Source organism: Kitasatospora atroaurantiaca, from assembly GCF_007828955.1.
GTDB classification, from domain to species: Bacteria; Actinomycetota; Actinomycetes; order Streptomycetales; family Streptomycetaceae; genus Kitasatospora; species Kitasatospora atroaurantiaca.
On the sequence record NZ_VIVR01000001.1, the window covers coordinates 2,357,404 to 2,382,083 of the forward strand.

Annotated in this window: 23 protein-coding genes; 11 read left to right on the forward strand and 12 right to left on the reverse strand. The window is 72.0% G+C overall.

All coding sequences use genetic code 11. The features are described 5' to 3' along the window. Window positions 1-39: 39 nt before the first annotated feature. From FB465_RS10950 to FB465_RS10960, 3 genes are read right to left on the reverse strand one after another with little or no spacing between them, the layout of a single operon-like run. On the reverse strand, window positions 40-2,532 hold the full coding sequence (locus FB465_RS10950; protein WP_246192613.1) for a beta-glucosidase: 2,493 nt from the start codon (window positions 2,530-2,532) through the stop codon (window positions 40-42). Between the two features lie 2 nt (window positions 2,533-2,534). Further along, complete coding sequence (locus tag FB465_RS10955; RefSeq protein WP_145789877.1) at window positions 2,535-3,245, reverse strand: alpha/beta fold hydrolase; 711 nt, start codon at window positions 3,243-3,245, stop codon at window positions 2,535-2,537. A gap of 26 nt (window positions 3,246-3,271) precedes the next feature. Next, entirely contained in the window at window positions 3,272-4,513 is a 1,242-nt protein-coding gene (locus FB465_RS10960; RefSeq protein WP_342791795.1) for an MFS transporter, read from the reverse strand. Window positions 4,514-4,673: 160 nt separating this feature from the next. Here FB465_RS10960 and FB465_RS10965 point away from each other — a divergent pair, with 160 nt between their 5' ends. Continuing rightward, entirely contained in the window at window positions 4,674-5,681 is a 1,008-nt protein-coding gene (locus FB465_RS10965; RefSeq protein WP_145789879.1) for a LacI family DNA-binding transcriptional regulator, read from the forward strand. A gap of 165 nt (window positions 5,682-5,846) precedes the next feature. Here the strand turns inward: FB465_RS10965 and FB465_RS10970 are convergent, their stop codons facing one another. The 3 genes from FB465_RS10970 to FB465_RS10980 all read right to left on the reverse strand — a co-directional run bounded on the left by FB465_RS10970 (window position 5,847) and on the right by FB465_RS10980 (window position 8,925). After that, window positions 5,847-6,539, reverse strand: a complete 693-nt coding sequence (locus FB465_RS10970) for a response regulator (protein ID WP_145789881.1) — start codon at window positions 6,537-6,539, stop codon at window positions 5,847-5,849. Next, window positions 6,529-7,587, reverse strand: a complete 1,059-nt coding sequence (locus FB465_RS10975; protein ID WP_170290562.1) for a sensor histidine kinase — start codon at window positions 7,585-7,587, stop codon at window positions 6,529-6,531. The genes FB465_RS10970 and FB465_RS10975 overlap by 11 nt, the downstream gene beginning before the upstream one ends. A 453-nt stretch (window positions 7,588-8,040) precedes the next feature. After that, window positions 8,041-8,925, reverse strand: coding sequence for an AfsR/SARP family transcriptional regulator (locus tag FB465_RS10980; RefSeq protein ID WP_145789885.1), 885 nt, complete (start codon window positions 8,923-8,925; stop codon window positions 8,041-8,043). Window positions 8,926-9,175: 250 nt separating this feature from the next. Here FB465_RS10980 and FB465_RS10985 point away from each other — a divergent pair, with 250 nt between their 5' ends. After that, window positions 9,176-9,892: a class I SAM-dependent methyltransferase gene (locus FB465_RS10985; RefSeq protein WP_145789887.1), complete on the forward strand. Its 717-nt coding sequence runs from the start codon at window positions 9,176-9,178 to the stop codon at window positions 9,890-9,892. Window positions 9,893-9,905: 13 nt separating this feature from the next. Here FB465_RS10985 and FB465_RS10990 read toward each other — a convergent pair whose 3' ends face one another. Continuing rightward, entirely contained in the window at window positions 9,906-10,592 is a 687-nt protein-coding gene (locus tag FB465_RS10990) for a MerR family transcriptional regulator (protein WP_246192614.1), read from the reverse strand. 438 nt (window positions 10,593-11,030) lie between these two features. Here FB465_RS10990 and FB465_RS10995 point away from each other — a divergent pair, with 438 nt between their 5' ends. The 7 genes from FB465_RS10995 to FB465_RS11025 all read left to right on the forward strand — a co-directional run bounded on the left by FB465_RS10995 (window position 11,031) and on the right by FB465_RS11025 (window position 18,131). Then, window positions 11,031-12,038 (forward strand): AfsA-related hotdog domain-containing protein, encoded by a 1,008-nt coding sequence (locus FB465_RS10995; protein ID WP_145789891.1) that lies wholly within the window; start codon window positions 11,031-11,033, stop codon window positions 12,036-12,038. 54 nt (window positions 12,039-12,092) lie between these two features. Beyond that, on the forward strand, window positions 12,093-12,734 hold the full coding sequence (locus FB465_RS11000) for an HAD family hydrolase (RefSeq protein ID WP_145789893.1): 642 nt from the start codon (window positions 12,093-12,095) through the stop codon (window positions 12,732-12,734). Window positions 12,735-12,798: 64 nt separating this feature from the next. Then, on the forward strand, window positions 12,799-13,503 hold the full coding sequence (gene fabG / locus FB465_RS11005) for a 3-oxoacyl-ACP reductase FabG (RefSeq protein ID WP_145789895.1): 705 nt from the start codon (window positions 12,799-12,801) through the stop codon (window positions 13,501-13,503). Between the two features lie 47 nt (window positions 13,504-13,550). After that, a complete protein-coding gene (locus tag FB465_RS11010; protein WP_211785757.1) occupies window positions 13,551-13,988 on the forward strand; it encodes an ester cyclase in 438 nt (145 codons plus the stop codon). 172 nt (window positions 13,989-14,160) lie between these two features. Next, entirely contained in the window at window positions 14,161-15,603 is a 1,443-nt protein-coding gene (locus tag FB465_RS11015) for an MFS transporter (RefSeq protein ID WP_145789896.1), read from the forward strand. Between the two features lie 86 nt (window positions 15,604-15,689). Then, window positions 15,690-16,733, forward strand: a complete 1,044-nt coding sequence (locus tag FB465_RS11020; protein ID WP_145789898.1) for a hypothetical protein — start codon at window positions 15,690-15,692, stop codon at window positions 16,731-16,733. Window positions 16,734-17,114: 381 nt separating this feature from the next. Further along, the gene (locus FB465_RS11025) at window positions 17,115-18,131 is read left to right on the forward strand and encodes an SMP-30/gluconolactonase/LRE family protein (protein ID WP_170290563.1); all 1,017 of its coding nucleotides are present in this window, start codon (window positions 17,115-17,117) and stop codon (window positions 18,129-18,131) included. Window positions 18,132-18,184: 53 nt separating this feature from the next. Here FB465_RS11025 and FB465_RS11030 read toward each other — a convergent pair whose 3' ends face one another. The 5 genes from FB465_RS11030 to FB465_RS11050 form a co-directional block, all read right to left on the reverse strand. Further along, window positions 18,185-18,592 (reverse strand): MaoC/PaaZ C-terminal domain-containing protein, encoded by a 408-nt coding sequence (locus tag FB465_RS11030; protein ID WP_145789902.1) that lies wholly within the window; start codon window positions 18,590-18,592, stop codon window positions 18,185-18,187. Further along, window positions 18,589-19,038: a MaoC family dehydratase N-terminal domain-containing protein gene (locus tag FB465_RS11035; protein ID WP_145789904.1), complete on the reverse strand. Its 450-nt coding sequence runs from the start codon at window positions 19,036-19,038 to the stop codon at window positions 18,589-18,591. Before FB465_RS11035 ends, FB465_RS11030 begins: the two co-directional genes overlap by 4 nt. Before the next feature lie 79 nt (window positions 19,039-19,117). Then, window positions 19,118-20,230: a beta-ketoacyl synthase N-terminal-like domain-containing protein gene (locus tag FB465_RS11040; RefSeq protein ID WP_145789906.1), complete on the reverse strand. Its 1,113-nt coding sequence runs from the start codon at window positions 20,228-20,230 to the stop codon at window positions 19,118-19,120. Beyond that, entirely contained in the window at window positions 20,227-21,450 is a 1,224-nt protein-coding gene (locus FB465_RS11045; RefSeq protein WP_145789908.1) for a beta-ketoacyl-[acyl-carrier-protein] synthase family protein, read from the reverse strand. Before FB465_RS11045 ends, FB465_RS11040 begins: the two co-directional genes overlap by 4 nt. Beyond that, on the reverse strand, window positions 21,443-21,718 hold the full coding sequence (locus FB465_RS11050; protein WP_145789910.1) for an acyl carrier protein: 276 nt from the start codon (window positions 21,716-21,718) through the stop codon (window positions 21,443-21,445). Before FB465_RS11050 ends, FB465_RS11045 begins: the two co-directional genes overlap by 8 nt. Before the next feature lie 255 nt (window positions 21,719-21,973). On the opposite strand from FB465_RS11050, the gene FB465_RS11055 reads away from it, so the two are divergent. Both FB465_RS11055 and FB465_RS11060 read left to right on the forward strand, forming a co-directional pair. Continuing rightward, window positions 21,974-22,888 carry an ACP S-malonyltransferase gene (locus FB465_RS11055; RefSeq protein WP_170290564.1) on the forward strand — a complete coding sequence of 305 codons (915 nt, stop codon included), beginning with the start codon at window positions 21,974-21,976 and terminating at the stop codon, window positions 22,886-22,888. Between the two features lie 57 nt (window positions 22,889-22,945). Next, window positions 22,946-24,580 carry a phytoene desaturase family protein gene (locus FB465_RS11060; RefSeq protein ID WP_145789914.1) on the forward strand — a complete coding sequence of 545 codons (1,635 nt, stop codon included), beginning with the start codon at window positions 22,946-22,948 and terminating at the stop codon, window positions 24,578-24,580. Window positions 24,581-24,680 lie beyond the last annotated feature (100 nt).

Sequence of the window (24,680 nt, forward strand, 5' to 3'; positions counted from 1 at the left end):
GCACGAGTCGCACACCGCACGTACGAATCTGACGATCCGTCAACCGGCCGAGACGTCCAGGGCAAGAGTCAGCGGACGATCGGCCGCGCTGCGACCGGCCTCCACCGTGTACACCCCGGGACGGGTGCGCCAGGCCCGCGCCTCGGAGTCCCAGGTCTGCACCGCGCGCCGCGGGATGCTCACCCGGGCCGTGGCGTACTCGCCCGGCGCGGCCTCCACCACGGCGAAGGCGGCCAGCTGCAGATCCGGCCGGCTGCGGTCGACGCCGTCCGGCGCCAGGTACACCTGCACCACCTCGCGGCCGGTGCGCCGGCCGGTGTTGCGGACCCGGACGGACACCTCCGCCAAGGTGTCGGCCTCACCGCTCAGCCGCGCCTCCAGCCCCTCGTACGACCACTCGGTGTACCCGCGCCCCTCGCCGAACCAGTACGCGGGCTGCGCCTCTCCCCTGCGCTGCCAGGCGCGGTAGCCGATGAACAGGCCTTCGTCGTAGGTCAGCCGGCCGTCGGCCGGGGTGACCTCCCAGACCGGGCAGTCCGCCTCCTCGGCCGGCCAGGTGGTGGGCAGCCGGCCGGCCGGCTCGGCGGCGCCGAGCAGGACGTCGGCCAGCGCGGCCCCGGCCTCCTGGCCCGGGAACCAGCCCAGCAGCACCGCCGCCACCTCGGCCCGCCAGGGCATCAGCACCGGGGCGCCCGAGTTGACCACCACGACCGTCCGCGGGTTCGCGGCGGCGACCCGGGCCACCAGCTCGTCCTGACGGCCGGGGAGCCGCAGCGCGTCACGGTCGACGCCCTCGCTCTCCACCTCCTCGGTGGTCCCGACCACCACGATCGCGACCTCCGCCGCGCGGGCGGCCGCCACGGCCTCCTCGATCAGCTCGTCCGCCGAGGCGGCCGGTTCGCCGTGCCCCAGCGCGAAGGAGACCATGCCGAATCCGGCGAAGGCGCTCGTCTCCGGCATGGTGTGGCTCAGCCGGACGACCACCGGGCCGGCCAGCTCCACACCGAACCGCCGCTCGGGCGGATTGAGGAAGCCGCCCGCCGGGTCGTCCCCCTCCGGAAGCAGCTCGCCGTCGAAGAGGACCTCTCCGTCCGCCTCCAGCAGGAACCGGCCGACGCCGCGGATCGCCAGCTCGTGCCGCCCCGGCCGGGCCGCCGTCACCGTGGTCTCCAGCCGGACGTGGCGCAGCTCGGCGAACTCCACCCCGCCGGGCAGTGCCCCCAGCCAGCGCACGGCTCCGTCCGACAGCTTGGCCGTGCCGAGCAACTGCCCGTCCGTACCGGTCAGTTCGGCCGTTCCCGGGAAGGCGGCCGGTGGCAGGAAGGTCCGCGGGTCGGCCCCGACGGCGTAGCTGAGCTCGACGCCCTCGCCGAGCGCGGCCCGCAGGCCGTCCAGCGGGCTCACCACACCGGTCGGGAAGACCTGGGCACTGCCGCCGCCACCGATCCGGGCCTCGGCCGCCGCGGCGCCGATCAGCGCGATCCGGCCCGGCGCCGGGTCGAGCGGCAGCACGCCGCCCTCGTTGCGCAGCAGCACGAAGGAGCGCGCCGCCACCTCCCGGGCCAGCGCCTCGCCGTCGATCGGCGCGGGCAGCAGCTCGGCCGGTACGGCGGCCGGAGCACCCGCCAGCAGGCCCACCCGGGCCGCCAGCAGCAGCACGCGGCGGGCCAGTTCGTCCACCGTCGACTCCGGCACCAGGCCTTCGCGGACGGCGGTGACCAGGTGCTCCCCGTACACCGTGGCCGGCCCCGGCATGGCGACGTCCAGGCCGCCGAGCGCGGCCCGTACGGTGTCCCGGGCACCCGTCCAGTCCGAGACCAGGATGCCGTCGAAGCCCCACTCCTCGCGCAGCACGCGGTTGTTGAGCTCGTCGTGCTCGCTCATGGTGGGGCCGTTGACGCCGTTGTACGCGGCCATCAGACCCCAGGGGTGCGCCTTCCTGACGATGGCCTCGAAGGGCGCCAGGTAGAGCTCGCGCAGGGTGCGCTCGTCGACCCGGACGTCCACCGTGTAGCGGTCGGTCTCCGAGTCGTTGGCGACGAAGTGCTTGGGCGTAGTGCCCACGCCGCCGTCCTGGACCCCGGCCACCAGCGCCGCGCCGATCTCGCCGGTGAGCAGCGGGTCCTCCGAGTAGCACTCGAAGTGCCGGCCGCCGCGCGGGCTGCGGTGCAGGTTGACGGTGGGCGCGAGCACCACGTGGGCGCCCTTGCGGCGGGCCTCCTGGGCGAGCAACCGGCCGGTGCGGCGGGCCAGTTCGAGGTCCCAGGTGGCCGCCAGCGCGGTCGGCGAGGGGATCGCGACCGACGGGTCGTCGGCGGTCCAGTGCTCGCCGCGGACCCCGGCCGGGCCGTCGGACATCACCAGCCGCCCGAGGCCGATCTCCTCGTTGGCGGGCAGCGACCACATGTCGGCCCCGGCCAGCAGGGCGACCTTGGCGGGCAGGTCGAGCCGGGCGAGTGCCGACTCGACGGCGGCGGCGCGCTGGGCGTCGGTCATCACGGTCTCCTTGTTCGTCCGCAGATCCACGTTCATCCTCAGATCCACCCGTCCAGCGAGGCCATGAAGCCCTCGAAGTCGTCCCGGTGGATGGTGTGTCCGGCGCCGGGCACCGTCCTGACCTCGAAGCCGCGCTCGCGCAGCAGTGCCGCGTCCTCGGGGCCGATCAGGAAGCTCTGGTCGGCGAGTTGGACGAGGGAGGGGACGGCGGGCGCCTCGGGCAGACCCGCGTACGCGTGGTTCCCGGCGAGGGCCAGCGCGGAGTCGGAGTCCCAGGCGGCGAGGGTGGCGAGCTCGACGTCGATGTCCGCCTCCTCCCAGCGCGGGTTCATGGCGGCGATCTGCTCGCGGCCGGCCTGCTGGAACGCCACGAACATCGCCGGCTCCACCTCGGCCTTGGCGAACTGCCAGGCGGGGTCGGAGTAGACGGCCCGCTGCGGCTTCAGCCGGTCCACCGCGTACCGCAGGGTGAGAGCGCCGAGCGAGTGGCCGAGGGCGAGTTCGGCACCGACCGGGAGGGTGTCCACCAGGTCGTCGGCGAAGAGCGCGGGGCTGTACCGGTCTGTGGGGGTGGCGCCCGAGCCGCGCGGGCTGAGACCGTGACCGCGCAGATCCACCGCGATCACCCGGTAGCCGCGGTCGGCCAGCGCCGGGCCGACCCGGCGCCACGTACGGTGGTCGGACATGATGCCGTGCACCAGCAGCGCCACGCGGTCGCCGGAGCCCCATTCCTGGGTGTGCAACTTCACTTGTCTGAAACCTTTCTGATGATCGGTCAGCGAATGCTGCTGATCGGTCTGACGGCGAGCGCGCCGAGTACCGCGAGAGCCGCGCCGAGGAGGAAGAGCGGGGTGTAACCGCCGAGGCTCACCACCGCGGAGGCCACGAAGGGTGCCAGGATCTGCGGGCCGGCGTTGGCGATGTTGAGCACGCCCATGTCGCGGGCGGCGTCCTCGGCCTTGGGCAGCACCATGGTCACGAGTGCGGTGTCGACCGCCATGAAGCAGCCGAACGCCAGGCCGTTGACGGCCGAGAAGGCCAGCATCCCGGCCCACGTCGGGCTGAACACCGGGATCAGCAGAGCGAGCCCGGAGAGGCCGGCCGAGATCCCGACGAAGAGCTTGCGCCGGTCGAGCCGGTCGGAGAGCACTCCGCCGAGCACGGTGGAGATCGCCATCGCCACGGCGGAGACCGGCGTGAGGACCGCCACCGCGCCGGCCGGAGACAGGCCGTCGGGCAGGGCGATGTGGTCCTGCAGGATGTAGAGCTGGTAGCCGACCACCGCGAAGTAGCCGAGCACCAGCAGGGCGCGCCCGATGAAGGCCCAGCGGAAGTCGTGCTCGCGCAGCACGCCCAGGAACGCCGCCGCCTGCTCGCGCAGCGGCGCGGGCGCCTTGGCGGGCATCCGCTGCTCCTTGGCGCAGCTGCTGAACAGGACGGCTGCCGCCGCGACCAGCAGCCCGAGCACCAGATAGCCGGTGCGGTACCGCTCCGAGAAGGCCGAGGCGGTCACCACACCGATGATGCTGCCGACCGGCAGGCCGAGCCCGACGGCGGCCGAGGCGGCGCCGCGCCGGGCCTGCGGCACCCGGTCGGGGACCACCGAGGTGAGGGCTGCCTGGTAGAAGTTCATCGCCGCCTGCCCGAGGCACCAGGCGATGGCGACCAGCAGCACCGTGGCGACGCTGCCGAGCAGGGCCATCACGGCCACCGCGGCCAGCCCGCCCCCGAGGATCCAGGGGTTGCGGCGGCCGGACCGGTCGGAGAGCGCCCCGGCGAAGGGGTTGAAGAAGGTGGCGAAGATCGCGGCCACGCCACCGATCAGGCCCAGGTTGGCGACCTTCGCCGCCGGGTCGATGTGCTCGACCTGCAGGGGCAGGAGCACGCCGCCGACGCCGAGGTAGAGCGCGTACATCGCGGAGTTGCCGACGAAGAGCAGGGGCAGCAGGCCGCGACGGGCGGTGGTCTCGTCGGGTCTGGAGTCCAGGTCGGCGGTGGAGGTGGGGGAAAGGGCCACATTGCCCTCCAAGAGAACTGCCCGGGGGGGGTGGGGCCGGGCATGGCGGAATATCGCTGAAGTGCAGGTTACACGTGTAACGCTTACTCGTGTAAGCACACATCTAACAGTGCACCCCCGGCCCGGGCCAGCCCCTGCGCGTGAAAAGATTCGATCCGTTATGACCAGCACCCCGCCGCCCCCGACCAGCGCGGACGTAGCCCGGCTCGCCGGGGTCTCCCGCGCGACCGTCTCCTTCGTGCTCAACGACACGGCCGGCGGCCGGGTGGGCGAGCAGACCCGGCAGCGCGTCCGCGCCGCCGCCGACCAGCTCGGGTACGTCCCGCACGCCGCGGCCCGCTCGCTCCGGGCCGGCCGCACCGGCCTCGTCCTGCTGGTCGGCTCCTCGGCGCCGATCGGCCCGCTCTTCAGCGGGTTCTACCGCGAGCTCCAGCAGGCACTGCAGCGCCACGGGTACACCAGCGTGCTGTACGGCCCCAGCCGGGGCGGCGGCGAGGAGCCCGCGCGCGGCTGGGCCGAACTCCGCCCGGCGGCGGTGCTCTGCCTGGAGTCGATCCTCACTCCCGCCGGTGTAGGGATCCTGCACCGGGCCGGCACCAGGGCCGTCCTCACCCTGGGCACCCGCCCCGTCCCGGGCGCGCACGCCCTGGTGATGGACCAGCACGAGGTCGGCGCGGCCGCCGGCGCCCATCTGCTCGCCCGGGGGCGCCGGCGGATCGGCGTGGTGGTGCCCGGGGACCGCGACCTGGACCAGTTCAGCGGGCCCCGGACGGCCGGCGTCAGGTCGGCCGTGGCCTCGTCCGGGCTCGACGCCCGGGTCGAGCTGCTGCCGCTCGGGTACACCGAGGAGTCCGGCGTCCAGGCCGCGGCCCGCTGCCGCGAGCTCGGCCTGGACGCCGTCTTCGCCTACAACGACGAGTACGCGATGCTCCTGATGCGCTCCCTGCAGGACGCCGGCGTGGACATCCCCCGGCAGGTCGCCGTGGTCGGCGCCGACGACCTGCTGCTCGGCGCACTGCTGCGCCCGCGGCTCAGCACGGTGCACATGAGTCTGCCGAAGGGCGAGGAACTCGCCTCCCTGGTCGAGCAGCTGGTCGCCGACCCGAGCTCCGTCCCGGTGACCGGAAACCTCCTGACGGTCCGCCTGGTCGAACGCGAGTCCTCCTGACGGAGCGCGAGCCCCGGTCTCCCTCGCCTCCGGGCGCGCCGGTGTCGAAAGGGACGACCGACAAGCGACGAAGGAGCGCCGGAGGGTGGGCCCCTCCTGCCCGATGGCGGGCAAGGAGGGCGAGTGTCGACACCGGGTCAGGAGCGCCCGGAGGCGAGGAAGGAGTCAGAGCCGCTCGAGCACCGGGGACCGCTGCGGCGGCACCACCGGTGGATTGATCAGCTCGGCGGCGACGGCCTTGTTGACCGCGTCGATCCGCGAGACCGCCCCCAGCTTGTCGAAGATGTTCCGCAGGTGCCGCTTGACCGTCCCCTCGGTGATCCCGAGCAGTGCGGCGATCTGCCGGTTGCTCAGTGCGTTGGCGACGTGCTCCAGCACGCCGAGCTCTCGGGATGAGAGCCGAGCCGCGCTCACCGCGGGGTCGGCGGTCAGCGCCGAGAGGCTCGTCCGGGACACCGAGACCGTCACCTGCTGGTCGTCGCGGGCCGCGGTGCGGATCGTGGAGACGAGCGACTCGCGGGAGACGCTCTTGTGCAGGTACCCCCGGACGCCGAGGGCCAGCAACTCCTGCACCAGCGGCGGGCCGTCGTACATGCTGAGGATGATCAGCCGCATCCAGGGGAAACGGGTGAGCAGGGTCCTGGACATGGTCTGCGGGTGGCTGCCCGGCATCTCGACGTCGAGCAGGACGACGTCCGGCCGGTGGGCGGCGACCAGCTCGGGCAGCGCGGTACCACTGCCGGTCTGCGCCACCACCTTCATGTCCTCCTCGGCGTCGAGGAGTTGGCACAGGGCGGTACGGAGCAGGGTGTGGTCGTCGGCGGCGAGGATCCGGATCGGGGCTGTCCTAATGGCCATCGGCCCACTCCGGGAGAGGTATCGACATGGTCACCCGGGTGCCGACCGAGGGGATCCCCGAGATCGCGGCGACTCCTCCCAGCAGCTCCACTCGCTCGGTGACCGAGGTCAGCCCGTTGGCGCCGGCCTCCAGTGCCGCCGTGACGTCGAAGCCGACACCGTCGTCCACCACGCTGACCCCGATCGAGTGCGGGTTGATCGTGACATCGGCCCAGATCCAGTCCGCGTCCGCGTGCGACAGGCTGTTCCGCAGGCACTCCCGGACGGCCAGGAACACCTCGACCAGTACGTGCTGCGGCGCCCACGCCTCGTCGCCGGTGACCCGCACCTCGATCTCGGGGCGGGTGCCGCCGACCGAGGCGACGAAGAGCTTGAGGGCCTGCTCCAGCGAGCCGGCCAGCTCGTCCCTCCGCAGCGAGGTGACGATGTCCCTGATGCCCTGCATCGAGTCGACCAGCGCCTGCTTCGCCGCTACGAGTTGGGCATCGGCCGGCTTGGCCGGGCCGGGGGTGAGGTGCTCGTACAGCTCCAGATGACGCATCGCCAGGGAGATGGTGTTGCCGAGCTCGTCGTGGATGGCCCGGGCCAGTGAGCGCTGCCCGCCCGACTGCAGGCGGTTGATCCGCTCCAGCAGTACCTGGTCGTAGCCGACCACCGCCGTCTCCAGCCGGGAACTGATGCTCTGCTGCAGGGCCTCGGCGGCGATCCGGATCTGTTCCGCGCCCTCCGGTCTGCCCTCGGCGGCAGGGACCAGCCGGTCCATGACGATCTCGAAGAGCACGGTGCCCGCCACCACCGCGTAGCGCGGGGAGATTCCGGCCGAGGCGCGACGTCGGCCGTGGTCCGCCACCTGCGTGGCTGCCGTACGGGCGGTCTGACGTCGCCCCAGCTCCAGGGCCAGCACGCAGTCGGCGAGGACGGCGCGCGCCTGCTGCGCCGACTCCCGCCAGATCTGTTCGTCCACGGCGAGCGGGTTACCGGCTCTGAAGAGTTCCTCCCGGTATCTGGCGATAATATCCGGTCCGTGCACGTCCAGTGAACGCGCCATGGCCGAACCGATTTCAGTTCCGACCTCGCATCCCATGTCGAACCACCCCCAAGGCTCTTTGTGTATCCCCGTCGACACGTGTGCGGAACACCCATGCCGGTGTTCGCATCATGCCGTCATACGTTCGAGAGCGTCAACATCGTTCCCCTGCGCCATGACGGACCGTCAGATCTGCTGACCAGAAGGCTGGACACGGGAGTTCCGGAATCTCGCCGACCGCGGGGGGACGGTACGTGGAGAGAGCTTGCCGCCTGGAGGTGTGAATGCCGTATTCCGGTCCGGAATGGCGCTGTTGTGATATCGATGATGCACTCTGCGTCAACAGAAACCCGGCAATCGGAAAACCGAACGGTACGAATGTGAAGCCGGCCGGAAATCTGTCCGTCGATTAAGTGCGCTACACCCTCCCTCTCGCCCTACATGGATAGTGGCAATTCCCACAATCCACAAGCACTATCCATCAGTCCTGGGCAAGATCGCAACCCCCACCCGGCCACGGGCCCGGCCGCGCTGGTGCGGCAGCTGCTGTGCGGGCCAGTGATGCCGCTGGGCGTCGCGGGGCTGCTCCCCCCAGCGGTCATGGCTGGTGAGGATCTCGTACTGGAGCTGCCGGATCTCCCGGGAGGGTTGGAGTCCGAGCTCCCGGTCCAGCAGTGTGCGCAGGTCGTCCACGGCCGCGAGCGCATCGCCGCGCCGGCCGGATCGGTGCAGGGCGTCGATCAGCCGGGCGTGGTACCACTCGTTGAGGGGGTGCGCCGCCACCAGATCGCGCAGCTCGGCGACCAGCTCCCGGTGCCGGCCGAGCCGCAGGTCCACGTCGATGCGCAATTCCAGAGCCTGAGTGCGGAGTTCGGCCAGGCCCGAGATGTGGCCGGTCAGCAGCTGGCCGGGCAGGACGTCGGCGAGCGGCAGGCCGCGCCAGAGCGAGAGCGCCTGGTCGAGCCGTTCGCGGGCCTCGGCCAGGCGCCGTTCGTCGATCAACGCCCGGCCCTGGGACACCAGTCGGCCGAAGAGCCGCAGGTCCAGCTGGTTGTCTCGGAGCCGCAGGAGGTAGCCCGGCGGCCGGGTGACGATCAGCTCCCCAGCCTCCTCGGCGCCGTCCGGATCGGCCTCGGCGAGCAGGCGCCGCAGGTGGTAGACGTGAGTCCGGACGGTGGACAGCGCCGCGTTCGGCGGCTCGCCGTCCCAGAGCTCGGTGGTCAGCGCGTCGACGCTCACCACCTGGTTGGCGTTCAGCAGGAGCAGCGCCAGCACCTTGCGGACCTTCGGCCCGCGGGGTGTGCGATCCCCCTGATCGGTCGTCAACTCAAGGGCGCCAAGGACTCCGAAGTGGATCATTTCTTTCTCCCCCGTCTGACTGGATCAAGGTGCGATCAGCACCCCGTTGCGTCCCGCTCAGGCTAGGCACCCCTGATGCCGCGTTGGCAAGGCCGGGCGCCGCAAGGGGGATCGGGCGATGTGCCTTTGGAGGTACGGGCGGGCGTGGCATGCGGGGCTTGAGTCCGGCCAGTGGCATGCTGGACAGATCCTGGTAATGTCCGCTATCGATAGTCGTGATATCCATTACTCAGCCATCGGGCGGAGCACCATGATCGACTTGATGTTCGCCAAGGAGTTCTTCCGCACCCACCGGGAGACCGGCGCCATCGCACCGAGCGGCGACGGACTGGGGCGGGCCCTGTCACGACACGTCCGGCCCCGGCACACCGAGAGCAGGCACTCCGACAGCCGGCACCCCGAGAGCCGGCACTTCGAGAGCAGGCCGGAGTACCCGGCGGCCAGGGCGGTTCTCGAGGTCGGGCCCGGCACCGGCACCGTGACCCGCCACATCGCCCGGGCGCTCGGACCGGCCGACACCCTGGACCTGGTGGAGGCGAACCCGCGCTTCGTCCGACGCCTGGAGACCGCGCTGGTGGCGGACCCGGCGCTGCGCGCGGTCGCCGGCCGGGTCAGGCTGCGCCCGGGCTTCGTCCAGGACCAGGAGCTCGGGCGCTACGACGCCATAGTCTGCGGGCTGCCGTTCGCCAACTTCGACGCGGAGTCCACGGCGGCCATCCTCGACGGACTGCTGAGGACGCTCAACCCGGGCGGAACGCTCTCCTTCTTCGCGTACGCCGGGGTGCCCGCCCTCCGGCGCGGCCTCACCACCGGGCGGGCCAGGGCCCGCACCCTCGGCGTACAGGCGGTACTGGCACGCGTCCTGACGGAGCATCAGTTCGGCCAGGACTTCGTCCTGGGCAACCTGCCCCCGGCCCGGGTGCACCACCTCTCCATGCGGAGCGCGCTGGTACCGGCGGGCCGCTGAGCAGGCCGACGGGTCAGCCTGCGGCGGCCACCCGGGTGGTGCGCCGGGTGCGGACCGGCTTCGCCGGTACGGACCGCGCCTTCCCAGCCGCCGGCTGCTCGGCGTCGGCGGCCGGTGCGTTGAAGGAGCGGTGCGAGGCGTCCTCCTGGGTCAGCCTGCGCATCGCCGACATCAGCGCATCGCCGAGTACGGTGCCCAGCACCGCGCCCTCGACCTTGCTGTCCGGCTCGGACCGGCGCCCGATCACCGCCAGCTCCGCGGCGGAGAGCCGTTCGGCCGCCACCGCGTACTCCTCGAAGATGTCGAGCAGGTCGTCCTGGCCGAGATCACGGAAGGTGACCACGATCTGGGTGAGGGTCTGCCAGGCCGGGTTGCTCGGCTTGACCTGCCAGCCCCGGCGCTCCACCAGCTCGGCCACCAACTCGTCGGCCGACTTCCAGGCTTCGTCGGTACCGGCGGGCACCTTGGTGGTGACGGCGGACTGGGCGACGCCGAGCATGCCGTGCAGGGTGTTGCCGGGCGAGTCGATCGCCGTCAGGACCTCACGGGTCGCCGCGATGGAGAGCTTGCCGACGTCGAGCATCGCGCGGACCAGCTTGAGCCGCCGCACATGGGCCTCGCCGTACTGGGCCTGGTTGGGGCTGGTCCGCTCCCCACCCGGGAGCAGGCCCTCGCGCAGGTAGTACTTGATCGTGGGCACCGGCACAGCGGTTCGGCTGCTCAACTCCCCGATTCGCATCGTCTCTCCCGTCCATTTCCGCACGCCCGTGCTCAGCTCAGCCAGGCGACGTTATGGATAGCATATGTCTCCAAACTGGAGTTGCTCCAGCCGTGTGCAGCGACTTCGTGAATCCCGATGGAACGGCCGAGGGCGGCCACCGCACATTCTGCGGTGGCCGCCCTCGGCCGTTCGTGGTTCAGCCCTCGGCCGCTCGTGGTTCAGCCCTCGGCCGCTCGTGGTTCAGTCCTCGGCCGTTCGTGGGCCTGCGGACTCCTTTGATCCGGCTTGGACGGCCTGTTGACCCCCCTGCGCGAAGGTTGCTCCGCAGCCGGGATTCGTCCGCGGACGGATCCCCGGCCGCCCCGGAGGTGCCCTTCCGGGCGGCCCCGAGATCTCCTTCCGAAGGGAGCAGCAGGTATGACCACAGACCTGGACCCCGCGGTCCGGCCGAGGGCCGGGCTGAGCTTCGGGCGCACCGTCGAACGCGGGCTGGTACACCGGACGGCGGTCTCGGAGGTGTTCGTCACCGACGTGCAGCAGCTGGGCGAGTTCAGTGTCCGCGCCGGTGCCCAACTTCCGCTCAACCACGGGTACTTCAGCGACCATATGCAGCGCCCGGCGCTGTTCGACCCGCTGCTGCTGCTGGAGTCCGGCCGGCAGGCCGGGATCGCCGGCTCGCACGCCCATATGGGCCTGAAGCCGGGAACGGCGATGATCGTCGACTCCTTCACCCTCGCGCTGGACGGCCTGGCGGCACTGGTGATCGGCAGGGTCCCGGCCGAGCTCCGGATCGACACCGAGTACTCGGGCAAGCGCTCGCGTACCGGGCGGGTCCGCCGCGGCCGGGTGGACCAGCAGTTCTTCATCGACGGCACCCGGGTGGGCGAGCACGCGATGGACGTGCTGTTCGTCAACCACCACGAGCACGACATCCTCCGGCACTCCCAGCGCGGCACCCCGGCACCGCTCACCTCGGACTTCCCCGATCTCGCACCGGCGGGCCAGGTCGAGGCCGGCCTGGTCGGCCGGGCCAACCCGCTGAACGTCGTACTGGCCCGCGCGGAGGTCGGGGCCGGTACGGCGAGCGCGCTGGTCGCACCCCGCTTCGGCAACCGCTCGCTCTTCGACCACGACTACGACCACCTGCCGGCGGCCGTACTGGTCGAGGCGGCACGGCAGTTGGCGCTGCTGGCGGTCGGCGGGACGGCGGGTGCGGCGGCCGTGTCCGGTACGCACGTGGTCGGCGTCGAGGCGAGCTTCAGCCGCTTCGCCGAGCTGGACGCCCCGGTCACCGCCTCTGCCCCGCTCCCGCCCTCGGGCGCGGAAAGGCGAGTCCTGCCGGTCGAGTTCACCCAGGGCGGCGAGGTCATCGCCACGGTCACCGTGACCCTGGTCGCCTCCTCGGCCATCGGGCCGACGGCGTAACCCGCCCCACCAGAGCCCCACCTCCACCCGAGACCCACAGACAGGAGGCGACCCATGAGCGCAGCGGCCTTCGCCGTGTGGACCGACTTCGGCGGCGTGCTGACCCCGCCGCTCGGCCACACCTTCGAGAAGTTCTGCACCACCATGAAGCTCGACCCGGACGCGTTGATGACGGCCCTCGGCAAGGTCACCGCCCGGTACGGCACCGAGGACTTCATGCTGCCGATCGACACCCCGCTGGTCAGCGAGAGCGAGTGGCTGAAGCAGATCGGCGAGGTGCTGGCCGCCGACCACGGGTACACGGCCGAGCTGACCACGCTGGCCGACATCTGGTTCGACGGCCGCGAGACCAATCTGGACTGGCTCGGCCGGCTGGACGCGCTGCGCGCCGCCGGGACCTTCGTCGGGATGCTCTCCAACATGCCGCCGGCCTGGGACGCGCACTGGCGCCGGATGGTCGACCCGGACGAGCACTTCGACGCCGTGCTGCTCTCCTTCGAGGCCGGCCATCGCAAGCCGTCCGCCGGGATGTTCGAGCTGGCCGCCGCGCGGGCGGGCGTCCCCGCCGAGCGCTGCGTACTCGTCGACGACCTGCCGCACAACGTCGCCGGTGCCCGCGAAGCCGGCTGGCAGGCGGTGCAGTTCGCCGACGCGGCGAGCGCCGGCGCCGAGCTGGACCGGCTGCTCGCGGCTTGACGACACATCAGATCAGGCAGATCCGTCAGACACCTTCCCGGAAGTTCACCGGACAGGAGCAGAAGTGAGTCGTTCCGTACTGATCACCGGCGGCAACCGGGGCATCGGCCTGGCCACCGCCCGCGTATTCGCCGCCCAGGGCGACAAGGTCGCCGTCACCTACCGCTCCGGCGAGCCCCCGGAGGGCCTGTTCGGGGTGCGCTGCGACGTGACCGACCCGGCGGCCGTCAAGGCGGCGGTGGAGGAGGTCCGGATCCAGCACGGCCCGGTCGAGGTGCTGGTCTCCAACGCCGGCATCACCCGCGACCAGCTGCTGGTGGCCATGGAGGACGAGGACTTCCGGGCCGTGATGGAGACCAACTTCCTCGGCGCGGTCAACGTCGCCAAGGAGGTCACGACGGACATGGTCAAGGCCCGCTGGGGCCGGATGATCTTCATGTCCTCGATGAGCGGTATGGCCGGCGCGCCCGGCCAGACCAACTACGCGGCCTCGAAGGCCGCGATGATCGGATTCGCCCGCTCGCTCGCCCGCGAGGTCGGCCGGCGGCGGATCACGGTCAACGTGGTCAGCCCCGGGCTGATCGAGACCGACATGGTCAAGGACGTCACCGACGCCCGGCGCGACTTCGTCCTGGGCCAGACGGCGCTGGGCCGGGCCGGGACGGCCGAGGAGGTCGCCGCCGTGGTGCGGTTCCTGGCGAGCGACGAAGCCGCGTACGTCACGGCGGGGGTCATCCCGGTCACCGGCGGCGCCGGCGTCGGCCACTGACCAACCGTCAATTCACCCACCTGAGAAAGACCCTGGAGAGGAACGTCATGCCCGAGAGCGTGCTCGAGATCGCCTACGAGATGGGGCGGATCTTCAACGACCTCGACGAGGAGGTGGCCCACAAGCTGGTCGCCCCGGAGTTCGTCGACTACGAGGCACCCCCCGGCACCCCCGGCGGCCCCGGCGGCTACCTGGGCACCGCCCGCTGGATGAACAGCGTCTTCGAGGACGCCAACTGGGAGCACCTGGACAGCTTCGCGGACGGCGACAAGGCGGTGATCCGGGTCCGGTTCACCGGTAAGCACGTCGGCAACTTCCTGGGGATCGAGGCCACCGGCCGCCAGGTCAACGTCGAGCACATCCACATCTACCGGATCGAGAACGGCCTGGTCGTCGAGCACTGGGCCTGCCGGCAGGACCTCTTCCTGCTCGCCCAGCTCGGCGCGATCGAGATCCAGCTGCCTCCCACCGGCGACGCGGCCTGAGTCTCCCGGGCCTGAGACTCGGGCGGGCCGGCGGTTCGCGCCACCGCCGGCCCGCCCGACCACGGCCCTCGTTCCTGCTTGCGTGCGGGGGTCGGTGGTACCGATAATGTCCAGTATCGATAGTGGATAGTCCCAGTACCCACTCTTGTGGGCCGTCGAAGGAGAGCTGGACATGGCGAGCAACAGACCAGGTGCTCTCTGGGCACTGGTGGCGACCTCGGTCCCGATGTTCATGGTGTCCCTGGACAACCTGGTCGTGACCAACGCTCTGGTGAACATGAGCAACGACTTCAAGGTCAAGCAGTCCGAGCTGCAGTGGGTGGTGAACGGCTATGTGCTGGCCTTCGCCGGCCTGCTGCTGGCCGGCGCCGCGCTCGGCGACCGCTTCGGCCGCCGCCGCGTCTTCAACTGGGGAGTGGTGCTCTTCACCCTCGGCTCCGCCGCCTGCGGCCTGGCCGACTCGGTCGGCCAGCTGGTCGCCGCGCGGGTGGTCCAGGGCGCCGGCGCCGCCGCCATCCTGCCCGTCTCGCTGACCTTGGCGGTGGCCGCCGTACCGCAGGCGCAGCGCGCCCTCGCGGTCGGCGTCTGGGGCGGCGTCAACGGCCTCGGCATCGCGGTCGGACCGCTGGCCGGCGGGCTGGTCACCGAGGGCCTCGACTGGCACTGGATCTTCTGGATCAACGTCCCGGTCGGCCTGATCGCCGTCCCGCTGGCGCTCTGGGCGATCCGCGAGAGCAAGGGGCGCGACTCCAACCTCGACGTGGTCGGCATGGCGCTGGTCACGGGCGCCGTGATCAGCGCGGTCTGGGGCATCGTCGGCGCGGCCGACCACGGCTGGGCCGCGCCCCGTACGGTGTTGGGCCTGGCGCTGGCCGTCGCCCTGCTGGTCGCCTTCATCGCCTTCGAACGGCGCACCGAGCAGCCCCTGGTGCCGCTGGCCATGTACCGGATCCGCTCGTTCATGGTGAGCAACGCGGTCTCGCTCACCATGTACTTCGGCGTCTTCGGCTCGATCTTCTTCCTCGCCCAGTTCATGCAGGGGCCGATGGGCTACTCACCGTTCGCGGCCGGTCTGCGCACCCTGCCCTGGACGGCGGCGCCGATGGTGGTCGTCCCGATCGCCAGCATGCTGGTGGACCGCATCGGCGGCGGCATCCTGCAGGCCGCCGGCTCGGCCCTCCAGGCGGTGTCGCTGGCCTGGATCGCACTGATCATCACGCCGGACATCTCGTACGGGGCACTGGTACCCGCCCTGGTGCTCGCCGGCGTCGGGATGGGGCTGGTGTTCGCCGCCAACCCGGCCACCGTGATCAGCAGTGTCGCCGAGCACGAGCACAACAAGGCCTCCGGCGTGAACAACACCATCCGCGAGTTCGGTGGCGCCCTCGGTATCGCCGTGCTCACCACGATCTTCACCCACGGCTTCAACTCGCAGCTGGCCAAGGGCTCGCACGATGCGCCCGAGGCCTTCGTCCACGGTCTGCAGCAGGCCATCTGGCTGGGCGTGGCCGTCGTGCTGATCGGCGCGCTCGGCGCGCTGCTCATCCGCAAGCCGCTGCCGCCCGCCCCGCAGCAGGCGACGGCCGAGCCCCGGCCGGCCGTCGCCGTCGACTGAACCTCACCATTCCCCCTGACAGGGCCGCCGGGCCACCGGCGGCCCTGTCGCATGACCAGACACCTTCCACCACAGAGGAGTTCACCATGTCCCGCACCACGGTCAGACTCTCGGCGGCCTTGGTCGCCGCCGCCTGCGCCCTCGCCGTCGGCGCCCCGGCCTCCGCCGGTGCGACCACCCGCGAGGCCGCGGCCGCCGATGCCGCCTGTCGCCGGGGACCGGAGGCGATCACCGCCCAGGCCCCCAACCTCTACCCGGAGAACCTCACCTGGGACCCGACCCGCCGGGCCTTCCTGGTCGGCTCCGCCCGCTACGGCACGATCTCCACCGTCGGCCTGGACGGCACCGTCAAGGAGCTCTCCCCCGCCTTCGGCATCGTCTCCACCCTCGGGATCAAGATCGACCTGCCGCGCAACCGCTTCGTCGTCGCCTACACCGACTACTGGATCCGCCAGGCCATGCCGCTCCCCCAGCCGCCGACCTCCGGAGTGGCGGTCTTCGACCTCACCACCGGCCGGCTCGAACAGCGCATACCGCTCTTCGAGGACGGCGGCGGCAGCTTCGCCAACGACCTCGCCGTGGACGCGGCCGGCACCATCTACGTCACCAACTCGGTCTCCGCGACCATCGTCCGGATCACGCCGGACGGCGCGGTCACCCCGTTCGTCACCGACCCGCGCTTCGCCACCACCACCGTCGGCCCGAACGGCATCGTCTGGCACCCCTCCGGCTACCTGCTCCTCGCGCTCTACGACAAGGGCACGCTCTTCCGCATCCCGACCACCGGCAGCTCCGCCACCGGCAGTCCGGCCGTCCGCCAGGTCGAGCTCCCGCAGCCGCTCATCGGCGTGGACGGCCTGACCCTCAAGCCCGACGGCAGCGTGGTCGCCGTCAGCAACTCGATCGGCCGGGTGGCCGGCGTCGAGGGCGGCGTCGACGCGGTGACGGTGCTGCGCTCGCGGGACGGCTGGCGCAGCGCCCGGATCGCCCAGCGCGTCGAGCCCTGGTCGGTCAGCGGCCCGACCGCGGCCGCGACCACCCCGTACGGCGACTACGTGCTCAGCGGACACGTCTACGACCTGATGACCGGTCAGGGCCCGACGCCGGCCTTCACGCTCAACCGGATCTGACCGCACGGCCGGCGGCACCCGCTCCCCCTCGGAGAGGCGGGCCCGGGCGCCGCCGGCAGCAGTCCCAGGTCGAGCACCGGACCTGACCCTCCCGTCCGCCGGTCAACGGTCGACGGTCGCAGGAGTCGAACCCGAGGTGCCCGCGCGATGCCGGTGACCGCCTTCCCGCCGCGCCCCCGAATCTCCTGGCGACAGCCGCCAGGTCAGCCCACCAAGGCAGGAGTCGAGATGAGACGTTCCGTACCCGTCCGAGCCACCAGACCGAGACCGAGCACCACCCCCGGCCGCCCCGACCAGCTGCGCCGCACCGCACGCGCACAGCGGGATCTCTGGGGTGAACGACACCATCCACAGTTCCCCAGCACCGAGCAGGAGTTCACGTTGTCCCGCACCGCACGTCGTCTCTCCGCCGCACTCGCCGCAGCCGTCGTCCTGGCCTCCGCCGCACCCGCCGCCTCGGCCGCCCCGGCGGCGGGCTCTTCCGGCCGTTGGTGGACGGGCCCGGCCACGGTTGCCGCGCGCGGCACCGACCTCTACCCGGAGAGCGTCGCCTGGGACCCGACCCGCCGGGCCTTCCTGGTCGGGTCCGCCCAGGCCGGCACCCTCTCCACCGTCGGTCTCGACGGCACCGTCCGCGAACTCGCGCCCGCCTTCGGCATGGTGTCGACCCTGGGCATCAAGGTGGACCTGCCGCGCGGCCGGATCCTGGTCGCGTACTCCGACTTCTGGATCCGCCAGGCCATGCCGCTCCCCCAGCCGCCGACCTCCGGCATCGCGGTCTACGACCTGGTCACCGGGCAACTCACCCAGCGGATACCGCTGTTCGAGGACGGCGGGGCCAGCTTTGCCAACGACCTCGCGGTGGACGACGACGGCGCGGTCTACGTCACCAACCCGGCCTCGGCGACCATCGTGCGGATCGACCCGGACGGGCACGCCGCCCCGCTCGTCACCGACCCGCGCCTCGCGCCGGAGGTGGTCGGGGACAACGGCATCGTCTGGCACCCCGGCGGCTACCTGCTGGTCGGCCACTACGAGACCGGCCGCCTGTTCCGGGTGACCACCGCGGGCACCCCGGAGGTCACCGAGGTCGGCCTCCCCGCACCGCTGGCCGGCGCGGACGGCATCGCGCTGCGGCCCGACGGCGCCCTGGTGGTGGTCCGCAACGCCAACGGCAGGATCTCCGGCGTCCCGGACGGCAAGGACTCGGTGACGGTGCTGCGCTCCTACGACGGCTGGCGCAGCGCCCGGCCGGTCCGGACGGCCGACCGGTGGCCGGTCGAGGGCCCGACGGCGGCCGCCGTGACGCCGTACGGCACCTACGTGCTGAGCGGGCACATCCTCGCCCTGCAGACCGGGCACGGGCCCACGCCCGAGTTCACCCTGCGCCGGCTCTGAACAGACGGCAGCGCCCGCTCTCCCGGAGGCGGGGAGCGGGCGCTGCCGTGCGCTCAGAGCCGGACGACGACCCTGGTCCTGGCCAGGACCTTCTCGCCGTTGCAGCGGACGGTCAGGTCCACCCGCACCCGCCCGTCGTCCTGCACCGCCGCGACCACGCCTTCGACGGTGACCTCCACCCCGTCCTCGGAGTCCGGCACGACCACCGGGCGGGTGAACCGGGTGCTGTAGTCGAGCACCGAACCCGGGTTCCCCGTCCACTCGTTGACCGCACGCAGCGAGGCGCCCATGGTCAGCATCCCGTGGGCGATCACGCCGGGCAGCGCGACCGAGGAGGCCACCCGGTCGCTGTAGTGGATCGGGTTGAGGTCCCCGGAGGCGCCGGCGTAGCGGACCAGCCCGGCCCGGGTCAGCCGCAGCGACAGCGACGGCAGCTGGGCGCCCACCAGCACGGCGCTCATGCCGTCACCGCCCGCGAGACCAGGGTCGAGGTCGTGGTGCAGACGTGCCGGTCCTCGGCGTCGCGGACGTCCCCGCGCAGCGTCACCACGTCGTTGCCGTCCACCGAGTCGGCCGCCACCACCTCGACGGCGACCGTCAGCAGGTCCCCGGCCAGCACCGGGCGGGAGTACTCGAAACGCTGGTCCCGGTGGATCACCCGGGAGAAGTCGAAGCCGAAGCCCGGGTCCAGCGTCACCTGCTCCTCCGCCTGCATCGACAGCACGATGGCGAAGGTCGGCGGCGCGATCACCGTGGGGTGGCCGAGCTTCCTGGCCGCCTCCGGGTCCCGGTACGCCGGGTGCGGCTCGCCGATCGCCTGCGCGAACTCCCAGATCTTCTCCCGGCCGACCTCGTACGGCTCCGTCCTCGGATACCGCCGCCCGGCGTACGACTGACTCAACACCATTGTTCTCTCCCAGAGTTCACCACAGCACAGCGGGCAGCGGCGCCCACTCCCGGAGCGCCGCTGCCCGCACCAGCTCTTCCTAGGCCCGCCGGACCACCAGCGCACCGGCGTTGCCGTCATGGCCGACCGAGGTGACCAGACCGGTCCTCGGCCCGGCCGGCTCGCCGGCCCACAGCGCCAGCAGCGCCGCGAGCTGCAGCGCCCCGGCCGCGCTGTACGTCTCGCCCAGCACCTCGCCGACCCGGACCGGCGAGGGCAGCGCGCCGCCGAGCGCAGCCCGTACGCCGCGCTCCTCCACCCGGTCGAGGCCGATGTGGTGGGTCGCGCCGAGCGAGACCGTGTCGATCTCCTCCGGCCGTACGCCGCTGCGCTCCAGCGCCCGCTCGATGACCAGGGCCAGGCCGCCCGACAGGCTGTGCCGCTGCCCGGCCGGTTCGGCGGAGGGGCCGAAGTAGCCGACCTCGCAGCCGAGCAGCAGGGCCAGCGGCTCGCGCTCGCCCGGTTCCTCGACCACGAACACCGCGCAGCCCTCGCCGAGCGCGGCCTGCTCCGTCAGCACACCGGTCCGGTGCCAGGCCCAGGCCGCCGGTCCGCTGAGCTCCTCCGCCCCGCCGACCAGCAAGCGGTCGGCGCGGCCGAGCGCCATCGCGATCCGGGCGTGCCGGAAGGCGAAGAGTCCGGCCGTCTGGCCGCCGGCCACCGTGGCGTTGAGGCCCTTGAGCTTGTTGCGGATGGCCATCTGCCCGGCGGCGCAGTTCATCACCGTGTTCGGGAACTGGGCCGGGTTCAGCTGGTACGGCTTCTCCTGGGCCAGGGTGTCGTGCAGCAGCGCGCTGTGGCTCGACACGCTCCCGGTGTTGGTGGCCATCACCACGCCCGTCCGGGCCCGTTCCTCGGCCGTCTCGGGCGCCCCGACCTCCTCCAGCACCTGCTTGCAGGCGACCAGACCGAAGGAGGTGAGCCGGTCCAGGTACCGGTTGCCCTTGCGGCCGAGGTGGTCGGCGACCTTGAACTCCGGCACGGTGCGGACGGCGCGCGGCGGGTAGTCCCCGGCGTCCGGGCCGGCCGGCTCGGCAGGCCCGGCCGCGCCGGCGCGCAGCAGCTCGCCCAGCGGGGCCAGTCCGTAGCCGGCGTGCGAGACCACGCCGCAGCCGACCACCGCCAGCGGCTGGATGGCGACCGCCGTTGTCACTTGAGCCTCCCCAGGATGGTGATCACGTTGTTGCCGCCGAATGCGAAGCCGTGGTTCTGCAGGATGTTCAGCTCAGCCGAACGGCCCTGCCCCGGTACGCAGTCCACGCCGGGACCGAAGGCCGGATCGACCTCGATCACATTGGCGGTCGGCGGCAGGAAGCCCTGCTCCAGCGCCTTGCAGCAGGCGATCGCGCCGAAGCCGCTGGCCGCACCCATGGTGTGCCCGAGCATCGACTTGATCGAGCTGATCGGCGGCAGCCGGTCGCCGAAGGCCTCCCGGACGGCCTGCACCTCGGTGGCGTCGTTGGTCGGGGTGCCGGTGCCGTGGGCGCAGATGTAGTCGATCTGGTCGGGCGTCACCCCGGCGTTGCGGTGGGCGGCGCGGATGCAATCCGCGATGCTCGCCGCGTCCGGGTGGACCATGTGCTCGGCATCGCAGTTGGCCGCGTACCCGAGCACCTCGGCGTAGATCTGCGCGCCGCGCGCCAGGGCGTGCTCCAGCGGTTCGAGCAGCAGCGCTGCGCCGCCCTCGCCGGTCAGGATGCCGGTGCGGTTGGCGTCGAACGGCCGGGGCAGGTCCTCGGCCATCGCACCGAGCGCGTAGAACCCGGCGTGGGTGAGCCGGTTCACGGCGTCGGCGCCGCCGGCCAGCATGAAGTCGGCCTCGCCGCTGCGCACCATGTCGTAGGCGTAGCCCAGCGCGTAGTTGCTCGCCGAGCAGGCGGTCGGGATGGTCTGGGCGTCGCCGGTGAGGCCCAGTTCGCTGTTGACCGCGTTGGCGATCTGGCTGGCCGGGGCCTGCTTGACCAGCCGGGGTTCCAGGTTCTTCAGCCCCTCGCCGATCCACTGCCCGGCCAGCTCCTGCAGCACGGCGGACTCGCCGCTCGTGGTGCCCATGATGGAGCCTGCCCGGCTGCGCGAGAGCAGCTCCGGGTCGAGCCCGGAGTCCCCCACCGCCAGGCGGGCGGCCGCCGCGGCCAGCAGACCGCTACGGCCCCAGTAGCGCGGGTCGAGGCTGGTGAGGATCTCCGAGGGCTCGAAGTCGTGCACCTCACCGGCCCGGCGGCTGGGGAACAGGCTCGCGTCGAAGCTTCGGATCTCCGAAGTCCCGTTGCGGCCGGCCCGGATGGCCGAGGCGAAGGCGTCCGCCCCGATGCCCACCGGGCTGACCGCGCCGAGTCCCGTGATGACGACCCGGCGGTGCGGCTGCTCAGGCATCCGTACGCTCCCCGGCGTACTTGGTCACTGCCTCCACCAGGAGCTTCAGGTTGACGAGCTCGCCCAGGTCGGTCTTGGGAATGGTGACGCCGAGCTCGCGCTCGATCCGGGCGATCACGGTGATCAGCGAGAGCGAGTCGCTGTCGTAGTCCTCGATGAAGTGTCCGGTCTCGGTCAACTCGTCAGGTTCGAGCTCCAGTTCCTCGATGACGATCGCGCTGACCTGCTCGCGGTAGTCGGTCCCCGACTCGACGGTCTGCTGAGTCATGCTCATTCCCTCTCGAGATTCCGATTCTTCGGTGGAATGCCACGAACGTACGGTCGTATTCGGCGGCCCGACAAGGCGCTCTGCACCAAAGAGGCAAAGGGTGCACCGAAAGTGACATTCCGTCCGATCGGCCGATTGCGAGCTTTTATCGCGCTGCTATCCGGCTTTCAATCGGACCCCGCAGGATTGTGGCGCGCGTATCCGTCAGGAACCCCACGGAAAGGCAGCGAGATGAGTGCACCGAGACTGGCATTGATGTTTCCCGGCCAGGGCGCGCAGCGCCCCCGCATGGGCCGGCCCTGGGCGGACCGCCCGGCCTGGGCGGCCGTCGAGCGGGCCAGTGAGGTCAGCGGCGAGGATGTCGCCGCCCTGCTGCTGGACGCCGACGAGGAGACCCTGCGGCGCACCGACAACGCCCAGCTGGCCACCTTCGTCCTGGAGTGGGTGATCCTCGGCGAGCTGCGCGAGGAGATCCCCAGCGTGGTCACCCCGGTGGCGTGCGCCGGCCACAGCCTGGGCGAGTACACCGCGCTCACCGCCGCCGGGGTGATCGGCTTCGACGACGCGGTACGGCTGGTGGCGGCCCGCGGGCGGGCCATGCGGAGCGCCTGCAGGACCGCCCCCGGCACCATGAGCGCCGTGCTCGGCCTGGACCTCGCCCCGCTGGAGGAGGCCGCTGCCGAGATCCGCGCCGAGGGCGGCCGGGTCTGGGTGGCCAACCTGAACTCGCCCCTGCAGGCCGTGATCTCCGGCGACCTGGACGGCGTCGCCCGCTGCGCCGAGGCCGCCGAGCGGCTCGGCGCCCTGCGCGTCCAGCCGCTCACCGTGGACGGCGCCTTCCACACCCCGCTGATGCTCTCCGCCCTGCCCGCCTTCGGCCGGGTCGTGGACTCGGTGGAGTTCGGCCCCGCCCGGGTCCCGGTGGTCGCCAACGTGGACGCCCGCCCGTACTGGAACCTCGCCCCCTGGCCCGAGCTGCTGAAGCACCAGGTGGTCAGCCCGGTGCGGTGGAGCGACTCGGTGCGCACGCTCGTCCGCGAGCTCGACTGCGATCTGCTGGTCGAGGTCGGTCCGGGCCGGGCGCTCGGCGGAATGGCGAAATCCATCGCGCCGGAGGTGCCCCGGCTCTCCGTCAGCGAGCCCGCGAAGCTTGCGCTGCTCCCTGCCTGACGGTCCGTCACATAACAGCCGGTCTTTTCCTGCACATTAATCGGGAGGGAATTCTCAATGTCGGACGACAGCCGCTGGGATGCCGTTGTCATCGGGTCCGGAGTGGGCGGCCTGGTGTGCGCCGCATATCTGGCGGTTACCGGACGGCGGGTGCTGGTCCTGGAACAGGGCGCGGTGGCCGGCGGCAACAGCCACGTGTTCCGGCGCCGCCGTTCCTACGAGTTCGACGTGGGCCTGCACTATCTCGGCGACTGCGGCCCGGACGGCCTGCTCCCGGCGATCCTCGGCGGGCTCGGCCTCGACGGCCGGGTGCGCTACCTGCCGATGGACCAGGACGGCTTCGACCGGATCGTGCTGCCCGGGGTCTCGGTGGACGTCCCGGCCGACTGGGAGGCCTACCGGAAGCGTCTGGTGGCGGCGCTGCCGCAGGACGCGGCCGGGATCGCCGGGGCACTGGACGTGATCGCGGGCCTGGGCGAGGAGCGCCGCAGCGCGATCATCTCGGCGGCCGACATCCCGCTGGCCGAACTGCCCGAGCGGTCCCCGTACACCGTGTCCTGGGGGCGCCGCCTGCTCTCCGAACTCTTCGACCACCACGGCCTCTCGGCCCCGGCCCGTACCGCGCTGGCCGCGCTCTCGCCCAACTACGGCATGGGGCCCGAGCAGGCGACCGTGGCGATGCACGCGACGATGACCGACCACTACATCCGCGGCGCCTACTACCCCGAGGGCGGCGGCCAGATGCTCGCCGCCTCGCTGCTGGAGGTGATCCGGGCGTACGGGGGCGAGCTGCGCACCCGGAGCCGGGTGGAGAGGATCCTGGTGGAGGACCGCCGGGTGACCGGGGTCGGCCTGGCGGACGGCTCGGTGGTCCGCAGCGAGCTGGTGGTCTCCAACGCGGACTACCGCCGGACGGTGCTCGACCTGGTCGGCGCCGAGCACTTCCCGCGCAAGCTCGCGGCGAAGACCGGGGAGGCGGTCATGGCGCTGCCCTGGGCGACGGTGTACGTGGCGCTCGACACCGAGCTACCGGACCGTCCCAACGCCAACCTCTGGTGGTACCGGGGCGAGGACATCTCGGCCTACTACCGGCAGCTGGCCGCCGACGAGCTCTACCCGATCCCGTTCGTCTTCGCCTCGTACGCCTCGCTCAAGGACCCGCACGCACGCCACCTCCGCCCGCCGGGCCACAGCAACTTCCAGCTGATGACGCTCTGCCCGCCCGGGTACCGGCGCTGGGGTGTGGAGAACGGCCCGGCCGACGGCGGGAGTTACCGCCGGGAGGAGGTCTACCGAGCCGAGAAGGAGCGGCTGACCGAGGCCGTCCTCGATGCAGCCGAGGAGGCGATGGGGCCGTTCCGCAGCCACATCACGCACCTGGAGACGGCGACGCCGCTGACCCAGGAGCGGTACACCCTCTCCACCGGCGGCACGCCGTTCGGGATGGCGGAGTGGGGCGGGCCCGGCGGCCGCCCCGACACCCGCACCTTCATCGAGGGTCTGCACGTGGTGGGGGCCAACACCCGCTACGGCAACGGGATCACGGGTGTCGCGGTGAGCGGCATCGCCTGCGCGGCACAGATCCTCGAGGAGCGCCTGATGCACGAGGTGCACTCAGGACGGGTGCTCGGCGACCCCGCCCGGCTGCCGGACCGGCCGGCCGACTGGGATCCCCTGGCCGTCTCCCGCTGACCGGCGGGCCCCGCATGGCACCACATGGCACCGCATGGCCCTGCCGCCCGGTTCTCCAGGGCGGCAGGGCCATGCTGACGTCAACCACCGATCATTGACG